The sequence below is a fragment of the Bacteroides celer genome (assembly GCF_002632415.2).
Taxonomy (GTDB): Bacteria; Bacteroidota; Bacteroidia; order Bacteroidales; family Bacteroidaceae; genus Bacteroides.
The window spans coordinates 3,624,249-3,642,579 of sequence record NZ_CP178209.1 but is presented as its reverse complement, the minus strand read 5'-3'; the positions used below and the strand labels follow the sequence as shown (position 1 = coordinate 3,642,579).

At 42.7% G+C, this 18,331-nt stretch carries 7 protein-coding genes, 2 tRNA genes and 3 rRNA genes; all 12 read left to right on the top strand.

The window, feature by feature from the left end:
- The first annotated feature begins 6 nt into the window (after nucleotides 1-6).
- The gene (locus tag CJF29_RS14810) at nucleotides 7-3,156 is read left to right on the top strand and encodes a glycoside hydrolase family 3 N-terminal domain-containing protein (protein ID WP_008025347.1); all 3,150 of its coding nucleotides are present in this window, start codon (nucleotides 7-9) and stop codon (nucleotides 3,154-3,156) included.
- 16 nt (nucleotides 3,157-3,172) lie between these two features.
- Entirely contained in the window at nucleotides 3,173-4,354 is a 1,182-nt protein-coding gene (locus CJF29_RS14805) for a metallophosphoesterase (RefSeq protein WP_004296678.1), read from the top strand.
- 57 nt (nucleotides 4,355-4,411) lie between these two features.
- Nucleotides 4,412-6,472 (top strand): SusF/SusE family outer membrane protein, encoded by a 2,061-nt coding sequence (locus CJF29_RS14800; protein ID WP_255299431.1) that lies wholly within the window; start codon nucleotides 4,412-4,414, stop codon nucleotides 6,470-6,472.
- Between the two features lie 631 nt (nucleotides 6,473-7,103).
- Nucleotides 7,104-8,255 carry an ISAs1 family transposase gene (locus CJF29_RS14795; protein ID WP_099147672.1) on the top strand — a complete coding sequence of 384 codons (1,152 nt, stop codon included), beginning with the start codon at nucleotides 7,104-7,106 and terminating at the stop codon, nucleotides 8,253-8,255.
- 1,245 nt (nucleotides 8,256-9,500) lie between these two features.
- Nucleotides 9,501-11,025: ribosomal RNA gene (locus CJF29_RS14790) — 16S ribosomal RNA — on the top strand.
- Between the two features lie 184 nt (nucleotides 11,026-11,209).
- Nucleotides 11,210-11,286 (top strand) — tRNA-Ile (locus tag CJF29_RS14785).
- Between the two features lie 58 nt (nucleotides 11,287-11,344).
- A tRNA-Ala gene (locus CJF29_RS14780) sits at nucleotides 11,345-11,421 on the top strand.
- 156 nt (nucleotides 11,422-11,577) lie between these two features.
- Nucleotides 11,578-14,457: ribosomal RNA gene (locus CJF29_RS14775) — 23S ribosomal RNA — on the top strand.
- A 77-nt stretch (nucleotides 14,458-14,534) separates the two neighbouring features.
- A 5S ribosomal RNA gene (gene rrf, locus CJF29_RS14770) occupies nucleotides 14,535-14,645 on the top strand.
- Together the 16S, 23S and 5S rRNA genes with 2 tRNA genes alongside form the textbook arrangement of a ribosomal RNA operon.
- Before the next feature lie 452 nt (nucleotides 14,646-15,097).
- Complete coding sequence (locus CJF29_RS14765) at nucleotides 15,098-15,688, top strand: V-type ATP synthase subunit E family protein (RefSeq protein ID WP_008999644.1); 591 nt, start codon at nucleotides 15,098-15,100, stop codon at nucleotides 15,686-15,688.
- 11 nt (nucleotides 15,689-15,699) lie between these two features.
- On the top strand, nucleotides 15,700-16,542 hold the full coding sequence (locus tag CJF29_RS14760; RefSeq protein WP_004297637.1) for a DUF2764 domain-containing protein: 843 nt from the start codon (nucleotides 15,700-15,702) through the stop codon (nucleotides 16,540-16,542).
- Nucleotides 16,543-16,559: 17 nt separating this feature from the next.
- Nucleotides 16,560-18,320 carry a V-type ATP synthase subunit A gene (locus tag CJF29_RS14755; protein WP_004303858.1) on the top strand — a complete coding sequence of 587 codons (1,761 nt, stop codon included), beginning with the start codon at nucleotides 16,560-16,562 and terminating at the stop codon, nucleotides 18,318-18,320.
- The last annotated feature ends 11 nt before the right edge of the window (nucleotides 18,321-18,331 follow it).

Below are 18,331 nucleotides of genomic sequence, written 5' to 3'. Positions count from 1 at the left end.
AATATCATGTTGAAAATAAAGATTCTAATAATCATATTTTGCTGTATCGGGGTGGTGAAAGCCCAAACCGTTATTCCTCCTTCATCAGAAACCCCTCCCGGATGGATTTATTACGATGGAGACGAGTTTAACGGAGATGTGATTGACTCCCGGTATTGGGGAATATATGGTTCCCAAAAAGTGGGGCGACCCACCTATAATCAGGAAAATAAAGCCATGCTTCAGACATACCGTCCGGAGCAGGTCTTTATCGAAACCCTTCCTACAGGAGAGAAGATTTGTCGAATTCACTCATTCAAAAGTAAAGATGCGCCCAGTCCCGTTCATCCCAGTGTGAAGAGCAAGACCGGATGGTGGTCGGGAGCGCTGTCCAGCAGAGATTCCGATACGGAGAAATATTATCCTCTTTTCTGCCGCATAGAGATCAAAGCCAAAGTCCCATATCTATATGGGCTTTGGAATGCACTTTGGTTGAGGCATTATAAAGGAGCTGGAGTAGCCGAAATAGATATACTGGAGTTTTTTACCAAAGCTTTCGGGGAAAATCCTTATCCGGCCAAAGCGAATCAAACCTTGCATTTGTTCAATTCGGAAACGCAAAAGTTGGGAATCAATCTACCCAAAGGTCAGATACGATATACTGAAATCGGAGACGATAAGCCGGGAGATAATTTCCATGTATATGCGGTTCAGATAGATCCCGATCCTGTTGATAACAATCATGCCATCATTACGTTTCTGATAGATAATAAAGTCAATTACCAGATACATACCCGTACACAGTTGGGGGATGCATATACTGATTTTATCACTAAGGCTCGTAAAGAGAATCGGCTGGACAGAGTTTGGGATATTGCTATCACCGGGCAGGTAGGAGCATTTGACAAGTTGGATGTCGGCTATCCTGCGGAGGAATTGCAGCAATTTGATTTCGATATTGATTGGATAAGAGTTTATGTTCGCGATCCGCATACCCGGATCGTCGGAAATAGTAAACTACCTCATACTCCGGAAGCGGATTCATTTGTTAAAGATTTGCTCTCACGGATGACTGTGGAAGAGAAGATCGGCCAGTTATCCCAATACGTAGGCCGTACCCTTCTAACCGGTCCTGAATCAGAATATTTGAGCGATTCATTGATAGCACGCGGACTTGTAGGTTCTGTTTTGAATATATCCGGTGCAAAGACATTGCGTGATTTGCAGGAAAAGAATATGCGTCATTCCCGGATAAAGATACCGATTCTTTTTGGGATGGACGTGATTCATGGATATAAGACAATCTTTCCAACTCCTTTGGCGGAATCGTGTAGTTGGGATTTAGCAGCGATCGAACGAGCTGCCAAGATTGCTGCGATTGAATCCTCGGCAGCCGGACTACATTGGACGTTCGCTCCTATGGTCGACATCGCAAGAGACGCCCGTTGGGGCAGGGTAGTGGAAGGAGCAGGAGAAGACACCTACCTGGGAAGTGAAATAGCCAAAGCAAGAGTGAATGGTTTTCAGTGGAATCTTTGGGAGAATAATTCAGTATTGGCATGTGCAAAGCATTGGGTAGCTTACGGACTTCCCCAGGCGGGAAGAGATTATGCTCCGGTGGATATGTCGGAACGGACTTTGTTTGATACTTATCTACCTCCTTTTAAGGCTTGCATTGATGCGGGAGTACTTACTTTTATGAGTGCTTTCAATGATATAAATGGTATTCCTGCGTCCGCACATCCGTTCCTGCTCAAAGACTTATTGAGAGGGCAATGGAATTTCAATGGTTTTGTGGTAAGCGATTGGGAAGCAGTGAAGCAGCTGGTGGCGCAGGGAGTGGCGGAAGACGATAAAGACGCTACCCGTCTGGCTTTCAATTCCGGCATCGACATGGATATGACAGATGGGCTCTATAATAAATACATGAAAGAACTGATAGAAGCCGGTAAAATCAGTATGGAAGATGTCGACAATTCCGTCAGTCGGATTCTGCATATCAAATATGCTTTGGGACTGTTTGTTGATCCATATAAATTCTGTAATGAAGAATACGAATCGCAGACAATCATGAAAAAAGAATTTCTGGATGCAGCACTGGACATGGCTCATAAATCGGCTGTCCTGCTGAAGAATGACAATCATACATTACCGCTGGCAAAAAATGTCCGTTCCATTGCCGTGGTAGGTCCGCTGGCCGATAATCAGACCGAACTGCTGGGCTCGTGGAGAGCAAGAGGGGAAGATCGCCATGTGACGACTGTATTGCAGGGCATAAAGAACAAAATCGGCGGTAACAAAACGAAAGTTGGATATGCCCGTGGTTGCGATTTTGACGGAGAAGATAAGTCAGGATTCAAAGAAGCAGTGAAATTGGCTTCCAAAAGTGATATGGTGATTGCCGTTGTCGGTGAAAAAGCTTTGATGAGTGGCGAATCGAGAAGCCGTGCCCAACTGGATTTGCCGGGTGTGCAGGAAGAATTGATAAAAGAACTGGTTGCCACAGGGAAACCCGTTGTCGTCGTATTGATGAATGGGCGTCCGCTGTCTATCGAATGGGTGGACAAGAACGTATCGGCCATTCTCGAAACCTGGTTTTTAGGTACTTCTGCAGGAACCGCTATTGCTGATATACTGTTCGGTGATTATAATCCTTCCGGAAGATTGACCATTTCTTTTCCACGGGTAGAGGGACAAGTACCGGTTTACTATAACTATAAGAAATCCGGACGTCCGGGAGATATGCCCCATTCCTCAACCACCCGGCATATCGATGTTCCGAATGCTCCGCTCTATCCTTTTGGTTACGGTTTGAGTTATACCACATTCAGTTATTCAGTTCCGCAGAGCACCCAAAAAGAATATACGCGACAGGAGACCATCTCCGTTTCGGTGACAGTAACCAATACCGGAGACAGAGATGGCGAAGAGACTGTGCAACTGTATGTGAATGATAAAGTTGCTTCTGTTGTGCGTCCGGTAAAGGAGTTGAAGGCATTCAAGAAAATATTCCTGAAAGCGGGGGAGTCAAAGACCGTTCAGTTTGACATTTCTCCTTTAGCTTTAGGCTTTTATGATGCTGCCATGAACTATGTGGTAGAACCCGGTGAATTTGAAATTATGACCGGCTGCAACAGTAATGATTTACAAACCATATCGGTCAAACTAATAAATTAGAAGGAGGAACCGTTCTATGAGAAATTGGATAATTGTATTTTTTGTCATCTTTGCCGCTCGGCTTTCTGCACATGACGGTGACAGTATAAAGATCACACACGGTCCTTACCTGTGTGATATGAGTACCGACGGCGTGACAGTGGTATGGACTACAAACAAACCTGCTCTTTCGTGGGTGGAAGTGGCGCCTGCCGGTGAAGATCATTTCTATGGGAAGGAACGTCCGCGATATTACGATACGGAGTCCGGACGTAAGCGGGCCAATGATACAATCCACCGTGTACGCATCAAACATTTGGAACCCGGCAGGGAATACAGATACCGGATTTTTTCGAGAGAAGTTGTCTCCTGGCCTTCGAGTGACTGGGTAACTTATGGATTGATTGCTGCTTCAAATGTATACAAGCAAGAACCTTTCAGATTCAGAACTTTCGACGACCGGAAGAAAGAAATTTCCTTTCTGGTATTAAATGATATTCACGGGCGGAGTGACTATATGAAGTCTCTGTGTCGGGAAGTAGATTTCAAATCTCTTGATTTCGTTTTGCTTAATGGAGATATGTCGTCATGGGTAGAGGGGCAGGAGCAGATATGTAAAGATTATATTGATGCTTGTGTCGAATTGTTTGCTTCCGAAGTGCCTATTGTTTTCAATCGGGGAAACCATGAAACACGTGGAGTTTATTCCGATGCGTTGATAAAGTATTTTCCTACGTCTACCGGAACTTTTTATTATCGTTTCAACATAGGTAAGGTTTGTTTTCTTGTTCTTGATTCCGGTGAAGATAAGCCGGATTCGGATTTGGAGTATGCCGGTATTGCCGACTATGACAATTACCGAGAAGAAGAAACCCTATGGTTGCGGAGTGTGGTGGAAGAAAACGATTTTAAGCAATCATCCCTTCGGATCGCATTCCTGCACATCCCGCCGACGATAGGCAACTGGCATGGAAACTATCATTTGCAGCAAACCTTGTTGCCCGTTTTAAATACGGCTGGAATTGATCTGATGTTATCCGGACACACTCATAAATATTATTTCCGTGAATCAGAACCCGATAAAGCCAACTTTCCCATCCTTGTCAATGATAATAACAGCTATCTGCTTTGTAAGATAAAAGATGGAAAAATGGTGATTGATGTGGTAGGAGCGAATGGAAAAGACAAGAAGCAACATCAGTTTGATGTGAAATTTTAATCAAATACCATTAGATTCCAATAGTATAGTTATTTATAATTTAATGTAATCATGAAGATGAAAACTATAATAAAATTATTATTTGTATTTTCGTTGCCATTTATTTTCTGTCGTTGTGCCGACGACGGGATACACTATGAACGGGAAATCAATGTTCCCGAAGGTATCTATCTGACGGGGAGTGCGTCCCAATTCTCGGTAGAGGCAATCAATGGTAAAATGAATGTGATAAAAGAGGGCACTTTGGTCGCATTGAACACATGGCTGACATCCAGCGGAGATTTTTATATCTCTTTAGTCGGACCGGATGGGCAACCAGTTTATTATGGGCAGGGAGCGCTTTTGCAAAACGACAACAGTGAGGTGTCAACTTATTCTTTGGCTCCTGGAACCGGCGGTTTCAGAGTAATGGAAGATGGATTGTATCAGCTAATTGTGAATCCTTTATTGAAACAGGTTAATATTGTTCCATTCAATTTCCGTTTGACGAGTAAATTCGAACTGACAGAAGACGGTGAAAACAAACTCTTTCTTCAAAAACCGTCTTACGACCATATTAACCATGTGGCTACCTGGGTGTCCAGTGGCGAGTTAGAAGTGATATTACCGGCAGAGTTTTCGTTTAATTATACCGATAATACATCTTTTGATGTGAAGGAAACAGATACGGAGAAATATACATTCTCTTCTATGTACACCGGAACGGGAGGAAGTATAAAAATGAATGTTTTAACTGAAGAATATGCCGAACTAACCAACCAGTCGCAAGTGCAGCTCAATCTTAAAAACAAAGGTGAGTATAAAGTAACGCTTCAATATGAAGTCTTGACAGGAAAATTCTTTGCGAAGATGACGGGCAATGAGATCATAGAACCCGAACCGGAGGGGTATCCGGAGAAACTATATATGATTGGAGATGAATTTGGAAACTGGAATTGGAATTCGACAAATGTGGTAGAGATGGCCCCTGTGGGACAGCTTGGCAATGGTGCATTCTGGACTATCAAGTATTTCAATGCTGGTCAGGGAATTAAATGGGCATTGGAAAAATCTGATGCGGAAAGTTTTGCCTCTTTGGGTACAAATGTCAATTATGTTGTAGGCAGTAACGGAAGAGCGACGGTAGAAACAAGCGGCCTGTATTTGGTATATGTAGATATGACCCGTAATCTTATAGCTTTTGAGAAACCTGCCGTTTATGGAATAGGTGAGTGTTTTGACGGACAGGAAGTATCGTTCGATCTTTCCGGGCAGAATTTCTCTGCTGTCACTACAACACAAGGCAATCTTCAGATGTATGCAACTTCCGACTATAACAATAGAGACTGGAACACTATGGAATTCAACATCTATAATGGACAAATCTATTATCGTGGTGTAGGTGCTGCACTGGAACCGGTTCCTGTTGCTTCTAATATACCAATAGAACTTGATTTCTCTCAAGATAGAGGTAAAATAGCTGTGACTTTTGCCTCTCCAAGTGATGTTCCCTCAACAGCGAAGGCTATTTATATGGTTGGCGATGAATTTGGAAACATGAATTGGGGCTCGGATGGGGTTATCTCATTAGATAAGGTTTGGAACAGTGCCGACCGATGGATACATATTAATTATTTCAATGCCGGAACTAAACTTCGTTTCTCTACATCCAAGATATTTGGTGATGGAGAGTTTACCGGACTGACTAATAATGTAGGCTTCGAAATCTCTGACGAAGGACTGGTGGTTATCCCCCAAAGTGGTACTTATATCATTTTCGTTGATTTAGGTTCGAAGACCATCTCCATCCAAAAGCCTGTAATCTATGGGTATGGAACGGCAGCCGGAGGAAACAACGAAAAGATCTTGCCTTTTACGGAAAGTAGCGACGGGAAAACATTCTCTGTTACTTTACCTAATGGAGGACGTTTCAGAATACATCCTTATATTCCTGCTTTTGATAATCTTAATCCTTCATTTGGTGCTTGGAAACGCGAATATGCTGTTAATCCGGAGACTCTTGAAATCTATTTGCGTAAAGAGGGCATGGATGAACCGAACAAAGATTATGTATGGGCTGCCAACACTATAATAACTCTTGATTTCAGGGCAGCGAAAGGAACGATAGTAGTTCCTTAGCCCGGTCTGCTCCAAGAAAAATTGTAGCTGATTATATTTTTATATCACTTTTACCCTCACACCCTCACACCTTCGTTCAATCCCTTTATTCATCGTGGTTGCAAGGTGTGAGGGAACGTGTGGCAGTAGGGTGAGGGTAAAAAGTTACCCTCACCCTATTTAATTTTAGTTTTACTTTTAATTTGTTGATTTATAGTGAAATACACTTCTGTTTGGATGTAAATAACTAATCTCATATCTCACTATTTTGATCCTTTTTCTATCATATAAATGCCGAAAGTGTGTCATTAGTATCTGCTTTTGAAGTACCGTCTCTTATTCTATATTCTTTCATCAATTATAGGTTAATACCTAATGATCTTTCTGTAAACTCTTAATGCTTCTTATGGGCTCACTATAGTAGATAGACTTGTTTACAGTAGTGAGCTTGTTTGCCTACATTTGATAGCTTATTTGTTCACATTGGTGAGCCCTTACTAATCACTAAGCGAGACAGGGCAGACGCATTATATTTTTTACTATCCTACTCCTGTTTTCATTCTATTTATATAATTGATTATTAACTTATTAATTCTTTCTTATTTCGACTATTTTCCTTATCTTTATAAGATATTATAAAACATAAACTAACATGAAAATAGGGATAATTGACCTTTGTAAACAAATAGAAGATCCTAGAATGAACCGTAAAAAAGTCCATAAAATGGAAACCATCGTCTATATATCCATTGCTGCTGTAATTTGTGGTGCCCAATCCTGGAATGAGATTGAGGAATTTGGCAATGCCAAAATTGCTTTTTTCAAAAGTCGCATACCTAATCTGGAGTTCATCCCCAGCCATGATACTTTTAATAGATTCTTTAGCATCATAAAGCCCGAATATTTTGAATTGATCTTCCGTAATTGGGTCAAACAAGTCTGTCAGGAGGTGAAAGGGGTTATAGCTATAGATGGCAAACTTATGCGTGGTCCAAGTAAATGTGACGGAGAACATACGACGGGAAAGGAAGGATTCAAATTATGGATGGTTTCCGCATGGTCCGCTGCCAATGGAATTTCTTTAGGACAAGTGAAGGTGGATGATAAAAGTAATGAAATTACCGCTATTCCATTGTTACTAAACTCTTTGGATCTCAATGATTGCATTGTCACAATTGACGCGATGGGCTGCCAGACAGATATAACACGGACCATCATTGAGCGTGACGCAAATTATATTATAGCTATAAAGGATAACAAGAAGAAAAACTATCAACTGGCCAAACAGATCATTGAAGATTATCAGGATAAAGACGAAATAATCAATAGAGTCACCAGGCATGTGTCCCAAAATACCGGACATGGAAGGATAGAGACAAGAACTTGTACTGTAGTTAGTTATGGACCTATAATGGAAAAAATGTTTAAAAAGAAACTTGTGGGACTGAAGTCTGTTGTTGGGATAAAATCGGAAAGAACAATAGTGGCAACAGGAGAATATACACAAGAGGTAAGATACTATGTAACTTCAATGGATAATACCAAACCGGACGAAATTTCCTCTGCCATCAGACAGCATTGGTCTATTGAAAATAATCTGCATTGGCAACTGGATGTTACCTTTCGAGAAGACTATAGTAAAAAGGTCAAAAATGCAGCCAGAAACTTTTCCGCAGCAACAAAAATGGCACTTACTATCCTGAAGAAGGATAAAACAACTAAAGGAAGTATGAATCTAAAAAGGCTAAAAGCTGGGTGGGATGAAAAATATTTATCAAAACTTTTACAGGATAATGATTTTTAATGCGTCTGCCCTGTGGTAGGAAGAAATAACAATGATTAGGGAAAAACATAAAGGTATAAGGTGAATAACATACAGGAAAGCAGTAAATAGCAAGAAGTTGCTTAATAAAACCGAAGAAGGAAAGGGGTAATCGTAAATCCGGCAAAAGTCCGGAAAAACTACAATTATACTGTATGAGAAATGAGTAAAATGTATAGATGGAGTATGAGAATAAGATGAGAAATGGCTTAAACCCTATGAGAAATGCTTGATTTTACGGACTAAATCATAGAAAAGCTATGAGAAATGCCCTTTTGTGTTTTATTTCTCATAGTATTATCTGTTTGATTTACAGCTGATTATTATGTATGTTATGAGAACATGAGAAATGAAAAAGAAAAATCCTTTTCAGTAAAGTGAAGATTCTACGTATCATTCTCATACAAGTATCATGTTAATGAATCAAACTAAGGAATGGAATTTACTATAAAACCACTATCCTTATATCTATCTTTCTTTCCTCTTATTTTTATGAACTGATTCTTTAATTGCTCCCTAATGCAAACTGATTCCCGGCACACCTACGCGCCCGCGTGTGATATAATAATGTGTATCCCTCTCGTCATTTCCGCACACAATTTCCCCATACTTAAAAAATATGTTCTACAACATCGTTATGCATCAGCACTTTAGCAAATGTATTCAAAAATAATTAGAAAAAATAGTTTGATATATTTGGAGTGTATACGAAAAGGGCGTACTTTTGCACCCGCTTTCCAAGAGAAGAAAGCCTTGACAAATTGACTTAGTGAAAAGCGGAATCCCACTTAAAGAAAAGAACAAAAAACTTCCGAAAAAGTTTGGATTATAATAAATAAAGTTCTTATCTTTGCAGTCCGATTCGCAAAGAAAATTGGCAAGAGTTATTCTTTCATACATTCTTTCCCTTTCGCATAGAGAGCCAGAGAAATCGAGTAAAAAGAAAAACTAAAAAAAACTTCCGAAAAAGTTTGGTAGTTAAAAATAAAGCCCTTACCTTTGCACCCGCTTTCGCAAAGAAAGCAGAAGCGGCGGAAGCCACGTTAGTTCTTTGAAATATTGATAAACAATACAAGTAGTACAAGTAAAAAAAATAGAACCGTCAATACTTGTCTTATGCAGTAGTGATACACTTAAGACTGATAGGTATTTGAATAAGGTCAATAAATTTACGGCGTCCTGAACAGAGCAAAAAAGTCATCTTAACCGATGATAAAAAATACTTTTACAATGAAGAGTTTGATCCTGGCTCAGGATGAACGCTAGCTACAGGCTTAACACATGCAAGTCGAGGGGCAGCATTTTTCTAGCAATAGAAGAGATGGCGACCGGCGCACGGGTGAGTAACACGTATCCAACCTGCCGATAACTCCGGGATAGCCTTTCGAAAGAAAGATTAATACCGGATAGTATACGAATATCGCATGATATTTTTATTAAAGAATTTCGGTTATCGATGGGGATGCGTTCCATTAGTTTGTTGGCGGGGTAACGGCCCACCAAGACTACGATGGATAGGGGTTCTGAGAGGAAGGTCCCCCACATTGGAACTGAGACACGGTCCAAACTCCTACGGGAGGCAGCAGTGAGGAATATTGGTCAATGGGCGAGAGCCTGAACCAGCCAAGTAGCGTGAAGGATGAAGGCTCTATGGGTCGTAAACTTCTTTTATATGGGAATAAAGTTTTCCACGTGTGGAATTTTGTATGTACCATATGAATAAGGATCGGCTAACTCCGTGCCAGCAGCCGCGGTAATACGGAGGATCCGAGCGTTATCCGGATTTATTGGGTTTAAAGGGAGCGTAGGTGGATTGTTAAGTCAGTTGTGAAAGTTTGCGGCTCAACCGTAAAATTGCAGTTGAAACTGGCAGTCTTGAGTACAGTAGAGGTGGGCGGAATTCGTGGTGTAGCGGTGAAATGCTTAGATATCACGAAGAACTCCGATTGCGAAGGCAGCTCACTAGACTGTCACTGACACTGATGCTCGAAAGTGTGGGTATCAAACAGGATTAGATACCCTGGTAGTCCACACAGTAAACGATGAATACTCGCTGTTTGCGATATACAGTAAGCGGCCAAGCGAAAGCATTAAGTATTCCACCTGGGGAGTACGCCGGCAACGGTGAAACTCAAAGGAATTGACGGGGGCCCGCACAAGCGGAGGAACATGTGGTTTAATTCGATGATACGCGAGGAACCTTACCCGGGCTTAAATTGCAAATGAATATTTTGGAAACAGAATAGCCGCAAGGCATTTGTGAAGGTGCTGCATGGTTGTCGTCAGCTCGTGCCGTGAGGTGTCGGCTTAAGTGCCATAACGAGCGCAACCCTTATCTTTAGTTACTAACAGGTGATGCTGAGGACTCTAGAGAGACTGCCGTCGTAAGATGTGAGGAAGGTGGGGATGACGTCAAATCAGCACGGCCCTTACGTCCGGGGCTACACACGTGTTACAATGGGGGGTACAGAAGGCAGCTACACGGCGACGTGATGCTAATCCCAAAAACCTCTCTCAGTTCGGATCGAAGTCTGCAACCCGACTTCGTGAAGCTGGATTCGCTAGTAATCGCGCATCAGCCATGGCGCGGTGAATACGTTCCCGGGCCTTGTACACACCGCCCGTCAAGCCATGAAAGCCGGGGGTACCTGAAGTACGTAACCGCAAGGAGCGTCCTAGGGTAAAACTGGTAATTGGGGCTAAGTCGTAACAAGGTAGCCGTACCGGAAGGTGCGGCTGGAACACCTCCTTTCTGGAGCGATGTCGTAACTGTCACAAACGTGACAGCCACTTATAGACTTTAAAGGTTCTGTTTTTTGTACTACTGGTACTTGTTTATTTATAACATATAGATCAACCATCTATAGAAGTATAGATAGAGATAAACAAGAGAAAAAAGAAGCCGAGTCTAACATACAGGTAGACAAGGTTGAACTAGTCCTATAGCTCAGTTGGTTAGAGCGCTACACTGATAATGTAGAGGTCGGCAGTTCAACTCTGCCTGGGACTACCAAGCTCAAGAACGAAGGAATGACGCGTCAGCGGAATGAAGCAATTCTTGATAACCTCTTGGGGGATTAGCTCAGCTGGCTAGAGCATCTGCCTTGCACGCAGAGGGTCAACGGTTCGAATCCGTTATTCTCCACCATCTCTGAAAAGAGAAACGATCTTTGACATGATGTACAAAAAGTAAAATTTTAGTAAGAGCTAAAAGTATATATCAAACCGTACGTGTTCGAGTATGCAATATTGATAAAAGGAAGCAATTCCCATACCAATACCAGTATAAGAATAAAACGTTTGAAAGAAAGTAAGCAAGGGCGCATGGCGGATGCCTTGGCTCTCGGAGGCGATGAAGGACGTGATAAGCTGCGATAAGCTTCGGGAAGGTGCAAATAACCTTTGATCCGAAGATTTCCGAATGGGACAACCCGTCATTCTGAAGGAATGACATCTTGCATAGCAAGAGGCTAACACAGGGAACTGAAACATCTTAGTACCTGTAGGAAAAGAAAATAATAATGATTCCCCTAGTAGTGGCGAGCGAACGGGGATTAGCCCAAACCAATGTTGTTACGGCAATATTGGGGTTGTAGGACCACGATATCGCAAGAACTTTAGTGAGAAGAACCCTTTGGAAAATGGGACCATAGACGGTGATAGTCCGGTATTCGAAGCTAAACGAAGCGTAGTGGTATCCTGAGTAGCGCGGGACACGAGGAATCTTGCGTGAATCTGCCGGGACCATCCGGTAAGGCTAAATACTCCCGAGAGACCGATAGCGAACCAGTACTGTGAAGGAAAGGTGAAAAGCACTTCGAATAGAAGAGTGAAATAGTCCCTGAAACCGTGCGCCTACAAGCGGTCGGAGCAACTTCGGTTGTGACGGCGTGCCTTTTGCATAATGAACCTACGAGTTACTTTTTCCGGCAAGGTTAAGTGTCTCAAGACATGAAGCCGAAGCGAAAGCGAGTCTGAACAGGGCGATTAGTCGGAAGGAGTAGACGCGAAACCAAGTGATCTACCCTTGGTCAGGTTGAAGGTTAGGTAACACTAACTGGAGGACCGAACCGATAAGCGTTGAAAAGCTTCCGGATGAACTGAGGGTGGGGGTGAAAGGCTAATCAAACTTGGAGATAGCTCGTACTCCCCGAAATGCATTTAGGTGCAGCCTTGGGAATTACTACTGTGAGGTAGAGCGACTGATAAGATGCGAGGGCTTCACCGCCTATCAAGTCTTGATAAACTCCGAATGCGCAGTAGTTCGATCCCAGGAGTGAGGGCATGGGTGCTAAGGTCCATGTCCTAAAGGAGAAGAATCCAGACCATCAGCTAAGGTCCCGAAATAATTGCTAAGTTGAACTAACGAAGTCAGATTGCTAAGACAGCTAGGATGTTGGCTTGGAAGCAGCCATTCATTTAAAGAGTGCGTAACAGCTCACTAGTCGAGGAGTTTGGCGTGGATAATAATCGGGCATCAAGCAATTTACCGAAGCTATGGGATCCGTAAGGATCGGTAGGGGAGCATTCCACTCTGCGTCGAAGGTGAAGCGTGAGCTTTGCTGGAGCGTGTGGAAAAGCAAATGTAGGTATAAGTAACGATAAAGGGGGTGAGAAACCCCCTCGCCGAAAGACTAAGGTTTCCTGATCAACGCTAATCGGATCAGGGTTAGTCGGGTCCTAAGGCTCAGCCGAACGGTGAGGCCGATGGCAGAACAGGTTAATATTCCTGTACTACCTTAAAGAGTGACGTGGAGACGGAGGAGTGACAGCGCCGCGGACTGACGGAATAGTCCGTTGAAGGGTGTAGATGTTGATTATCCCAGGCAAATCCAGGATAAGAGTCGAACCTGATAGTATACCAAATTCTTCGGAATAAGGTAATAGTGCGTGTAAGCATACTCCCAAGAAAATCCGCTAAACTTAATCTTTAAGGTACCCGTACCGCAAACGGACACACGTAGTCGGGTTGAATATACTAAGGCGCTTGAGTGATTCACGGTTAAGGAACTAGGCAAATTGACCCTGTAACTTCGGGATAAAGGGTCCCAACGAGAGTTGGGCGCAGAGAATAGGTCCAGGCAACTGTTTAACAAAAACACAGGGCTGTGCCAAATTGAAAGATTACGTATACAGCCTGACACCTGCCCGGTGCTGGAAGGTTAAGAGGAGATGTCATCGCAAGAGAAGCATTGAATTGAAGCCCCAGTAAACGGCGGCCGTAACTATAACGGTCCTAAGGTAGCGAAATTCCTTGTCGGGTAAGTTCCGACCTGCACGAATGGTGTAATGATCTGGACACTGTCTCAACCGTGAGCTCAGTGAAATTGTAGTATCGGTGAAGATGCCGATTACCCGCGATGGGACGAAAAGACCCCGTGAACCTTTACTATAGCTTAACATTGAATTTGGGTAATTGATGTGTAGGATAGGCCGGAGACTTTGAATCAGGTACGCCAGTATTTGTGGAGTCGCTGTTGAAATACGGCCCTTTGATTATTTGAGTTCTAACTCGTAGATACGAGGACACTGTTTGGTGGGTAGTTTGACTGGGGTGGTCGCCTCCAAAAGTGTAACGGAGGCTTCTAAAGGTGCCCTCAGGACGATTGGTAACCGTCCGTAGAGTGTAATGGCATAAGGGCGCTTGACTGGGAGACAGACAAGTCGATCAGGTAGGAAACTAGAGCATAGTGATCCGGTGTTTCCGTATGGAAGGGACATCGCTCAAAGGATAAAAGGTACTCCGGGGATAACAGGCTGATCCCTCCCAAGAGCTCATATCGACGGAGGGGTTTGGCACCTCGATGTCGGCTCGTCACATCCTGGGGCTGGAGAAGGTCCCAAGGGTTGGGCTGTTCGCCCATTAAAGTGGCACGCGAGCTGGGTTCAGAACGTCGTGAGACAGTTCGGTCTCTATCTATCGTGGGCGTATGAAATTTGCGTGGCTCTGACACTAGTACGAGAGGACCGTGTTGGACTGACCGCTGGTTTACCAGTTGTGCCGCCAGGTGCATTGCTGGGTATCTAAGTCGGGATTGGATAAGTGCTGAAAGCATCTAAGTACGAAGCCAGCCACAAGATTAGATTTCTTAGGGTCGTCAAAGACGATGACGTTGATAGGATGCAGGTGTAAAGGTGGTAACATCAAAGCCGAGCATTACTAATTGCCCGTTCACTTTCTTTCGGACATGTACCGGTTGGGTATATACGTTTAGCTTTCTAGACACTAGGATTTTACTTTTCATCATGTCATAACCTTATTCAGGTGGTTATAGCACGAGGGTTCCACCTCTTCCCATTCCGAACAGAGAAGTTAAGCCTCGTCACGCCGATGGTACTGCGTAACAGTGGGAGAGTAGGTAGCCGCCGTTTTTAAGAAGCCCCTTGATTCATTTTGAGTCAAGGGGCTTCTGTTATTTGGTACTTTGCGAAAATTATCAATCTTCAGTCTTCCGGTAAGTCATTGTCGAATAGATCTCCCCGAAGTTTTAGTTTTCTATGAATTTGGTGAAATACCGATAGCTTTTGTTATTTAATCTTGTATTAGTATCCTGTTTGTCGTTTTAAGTATATACATATTTCCAAATGTCTTTTAGATTCCTTATATTTGTTTACCGGCTTGAAAGATTCGGTAAATGTGTCATTTAGTAATAAAAAAGGGGAAAAAGCGGAATAAAATAGGTGTAGGACTGTGATTTTTTTGCAAACAAATCTTTTTCTTTTCTTCTTTCTCTTTTTTATCAAATTGATTTTTGTAAATTTGGCGAGAATCTGACAAAGGACACATAGTTAATATAGTAATAATACTAAATACTCCTGTTAATATGGAAAACAAAATTCAAGAGTTGACCGATAAGATTTATCGTGAAGGCGTGGAAAAAGGAAACGAAGAAGCGCAGAGACTTATCGCGAATGCTCAGGAAGAAGCTAAGAAAATCATTGAGGATGCCCGCAAGGAGGCAGAATCAATTGTAAACTCCTCTCGTAAATCTGCTGATGAGTTGGCAGAGAATACTAAATCAGAGTTAAAACTATTTGCCGGTCAGGCTGTGAATGCACTCAAATCTGAGGTGGCTACAATGGTAACTGACAAGTTGATAACCGCTTCCGTGAAAGATTTCGCCCAGGATAAAGATTATCTGAATGCGTTTATCGTAGCATTGGCATCCAAATGGAGTGTAGACGAACCTATCGTTATCTCAACAGCCGATGCGGAATCACTGAAAAAGTATTTTGCAGCTCATGCAAAAGCCTTATTAGACAAGGGAGTGACTATCCAGCAAGTAAATGGTATCAAAACTCTGTTCACTGTTTCTCCGGCGGACGGTTCGTATAAGGTGAACTTCGGAGAAGAAGAATTCATGAATTACTTCAAAGCGTTCTTGCGTCCTCAATTAGTAGAAATGCTATTTTAAAAGAAGCGACTATGAGTAGTAAGTACTATTACTTGGTAGCAGGTTTGCCGGAACTTTCGCTGGAAGACAGCAAACTGAGCTATACAGTAGCCGATTTTAAAACTGAAATCTACGATGGATTGTCTGCTTCAGACCAGAAGTTGATTGACTTGTTTTATCTGAAGTTTGATAATGCAAATGTGCTGAAACTTCTCAAAGATAAAGAAGCGGAAATCGACAAACGGGGAAACTACTCTGCTGACGAACTCTCTGAATATATTTCTATTCTGAGAGAAGGCGGAGAAATCAGTCCTAAAGAATTTCCGGTCTATCTATCCACTTTTATTACTGATTATCTGAATACTCCGGCTGAAAGTACGGTTTTACACGAGGATCATCTGGCTGCTCTATATTATGAGTATGCGATGAACTGTGGGAATAAGTTCGTTTCTGCCTGGTTTGAATTCAACCTGAACATCAATAATATTCTTGTTGCATTTACTAGCCGTAAATTCAAATGGGATATTGCTTCCAACGTTGTGGGAAATACGGAAGTATGCGAAGCATTGCGTACATCGAGTGCCCGCGATTTCGGATTGTCCGGTGAGGTGGATGTGTTTGAATCGTTAGTGAAAATCAGTGAGATTACAGAACTGGTGGAGCGTGAGAAGAAGTTGGATGCTTTGCGGTGGAATTGGATGGAGGATGCTATTTTCTTCGACTATTTCACTATCGAACGTATTTTCGCTTTCCTGCTGAAGCTGGAAATGATTGAACGGTGGATTTCACTGGATAAGGAAAGAGGTAATCAGTTGTTCAGAAGCATTATCGAATCGCTGAAGAACGAAGTGCAGATTCCTGCAGAATTCAGATAATAAAATAAAAAAAATATATGGCAACAAAAGGAACTGTTAGTGGCGTTATTGCCAACATGGTGACCCTCGTCGTTGACGGACCGGTAGCTCAGAATGAGATTTGTTATATCTCGACCGGTGGTGATAAGTTGATGGCGGAGGTGATTAAGGTTGTAGGTTCACATGTATATGTCCAGGTGTTTGAAAGCACACGTGGACTGAAAGTGGGCGCCGAAGCCGAATTTACAGGACACATGCTTGAGGTGACATTAGGCCCGGGTATGCTATCGAAAAACTATGATGGTCTGCAAAATGACCTCGACAAGATGGATGGAGTTTTCTTGAAAAGAGGACAATATACATATCCGTTGGATAAAGAACGTGTATGGCACTTCGTACCCTTAGCGAATGTAGGTGACAAAGTGCAGGCTTCTGCATGGTTGGGACAGGTGGATGAAAACTTCCAGCCGCTGAAAATTATGGCCCCGTTCACTATGAAAGGAACGGCTACCGTAAAAACAATCATGCCGGAAGGTGATTATAAGATAGAAGATACAATTGCCATCCTGACAGACGAAGAAGGAAATGATATTCCTGTGACTATGATTCAGAGATGGCCCGTGAAACGTGCGATGACGAATTATAAGGAGAAACCGCGTCCTTTCAAATTATTGGAGACTGGTGTACGTGTGATTGATACGCTGAATCCGATTGTAGAAGGTGGTACGGGATTTATCCCCGGTCCGTTCGGTACTGGTAAAACAGTGCTTCAGCACGCTATCTCTAAACAGGCGGAAGCGGATATCGTTATCATTGCGGCTTGTGGTGAACGTGCCAATGAGGTGGTGGAAATCTTTACCGAGTTCCCCGAACTGGTAGACCCGCATACGGGACGTAAATTGATGGAACGTACTATCATCATTGCGAATACTTCCAACATGCCGGTAGCTGCCCGTGAAGCATCTGTATATACAGCAATGACACTGGCGGAATATTACCGTTCCATGGGATTGAAAGTCTTGTTGATGGCAGATTCTACTTCCCGTTGGGCACAGGCTTTGCGTGAGATGTCCAACCGTATGGAAGAATTGCCTGGGCCGGATGCTTTCCCGATGGATATTTCGGCTATTATCTCCAACTTCTACGGTCGTGCGGGATATGTAAAACTAAGTAATGACGAAACGGGTTCTATTACGTTTATCGGTACGGTATCTCCTGCGGGTGGTAACTTGAAGGAGCCGGTGACTGAAAATACGAAGAAAGTAGCCCGTTGTTTTTATGCTTTGGAACAGGATCGTGCGGATAAGAAACGTTATCCGGCAGTGAATCCGATTGATTCTTATTCAAAATATATCGAATACCCGGAATTTGAGGAGTATATCAAAGGTCATATCAATGATGAATGGATTGGAAAGGTAAACGAACTGAAAACCCGTTTACAGCGCGGTAAGGAAATTGCCGAACAGATCAATATCCTCGGTGATGATGGTGTACCGGTAGAATATCATGTGATTTTCTGGAAATCAGAATTGATTGACTTTGTTATTCTGCAACAGGATGCTTTTGATGAAATTGATGCGGTAACTCCGATGGAACGTCAGGAAGATATTCTGAACATGATAATCGACATCTGTCATACGGAATTTGACTTTGATAACTTCAACGAAGTAATGGATTACTTCAAGAAGATGATTAATGTCTGTAAGCAGATGAACTACTCGAAGTTCAAATCGGAACAGTATGAAGGATTCCAGAAACAACTGAAGGAATTGATTGCCGAAAGAAGTGTCAATTCATAATCTTTAATTTA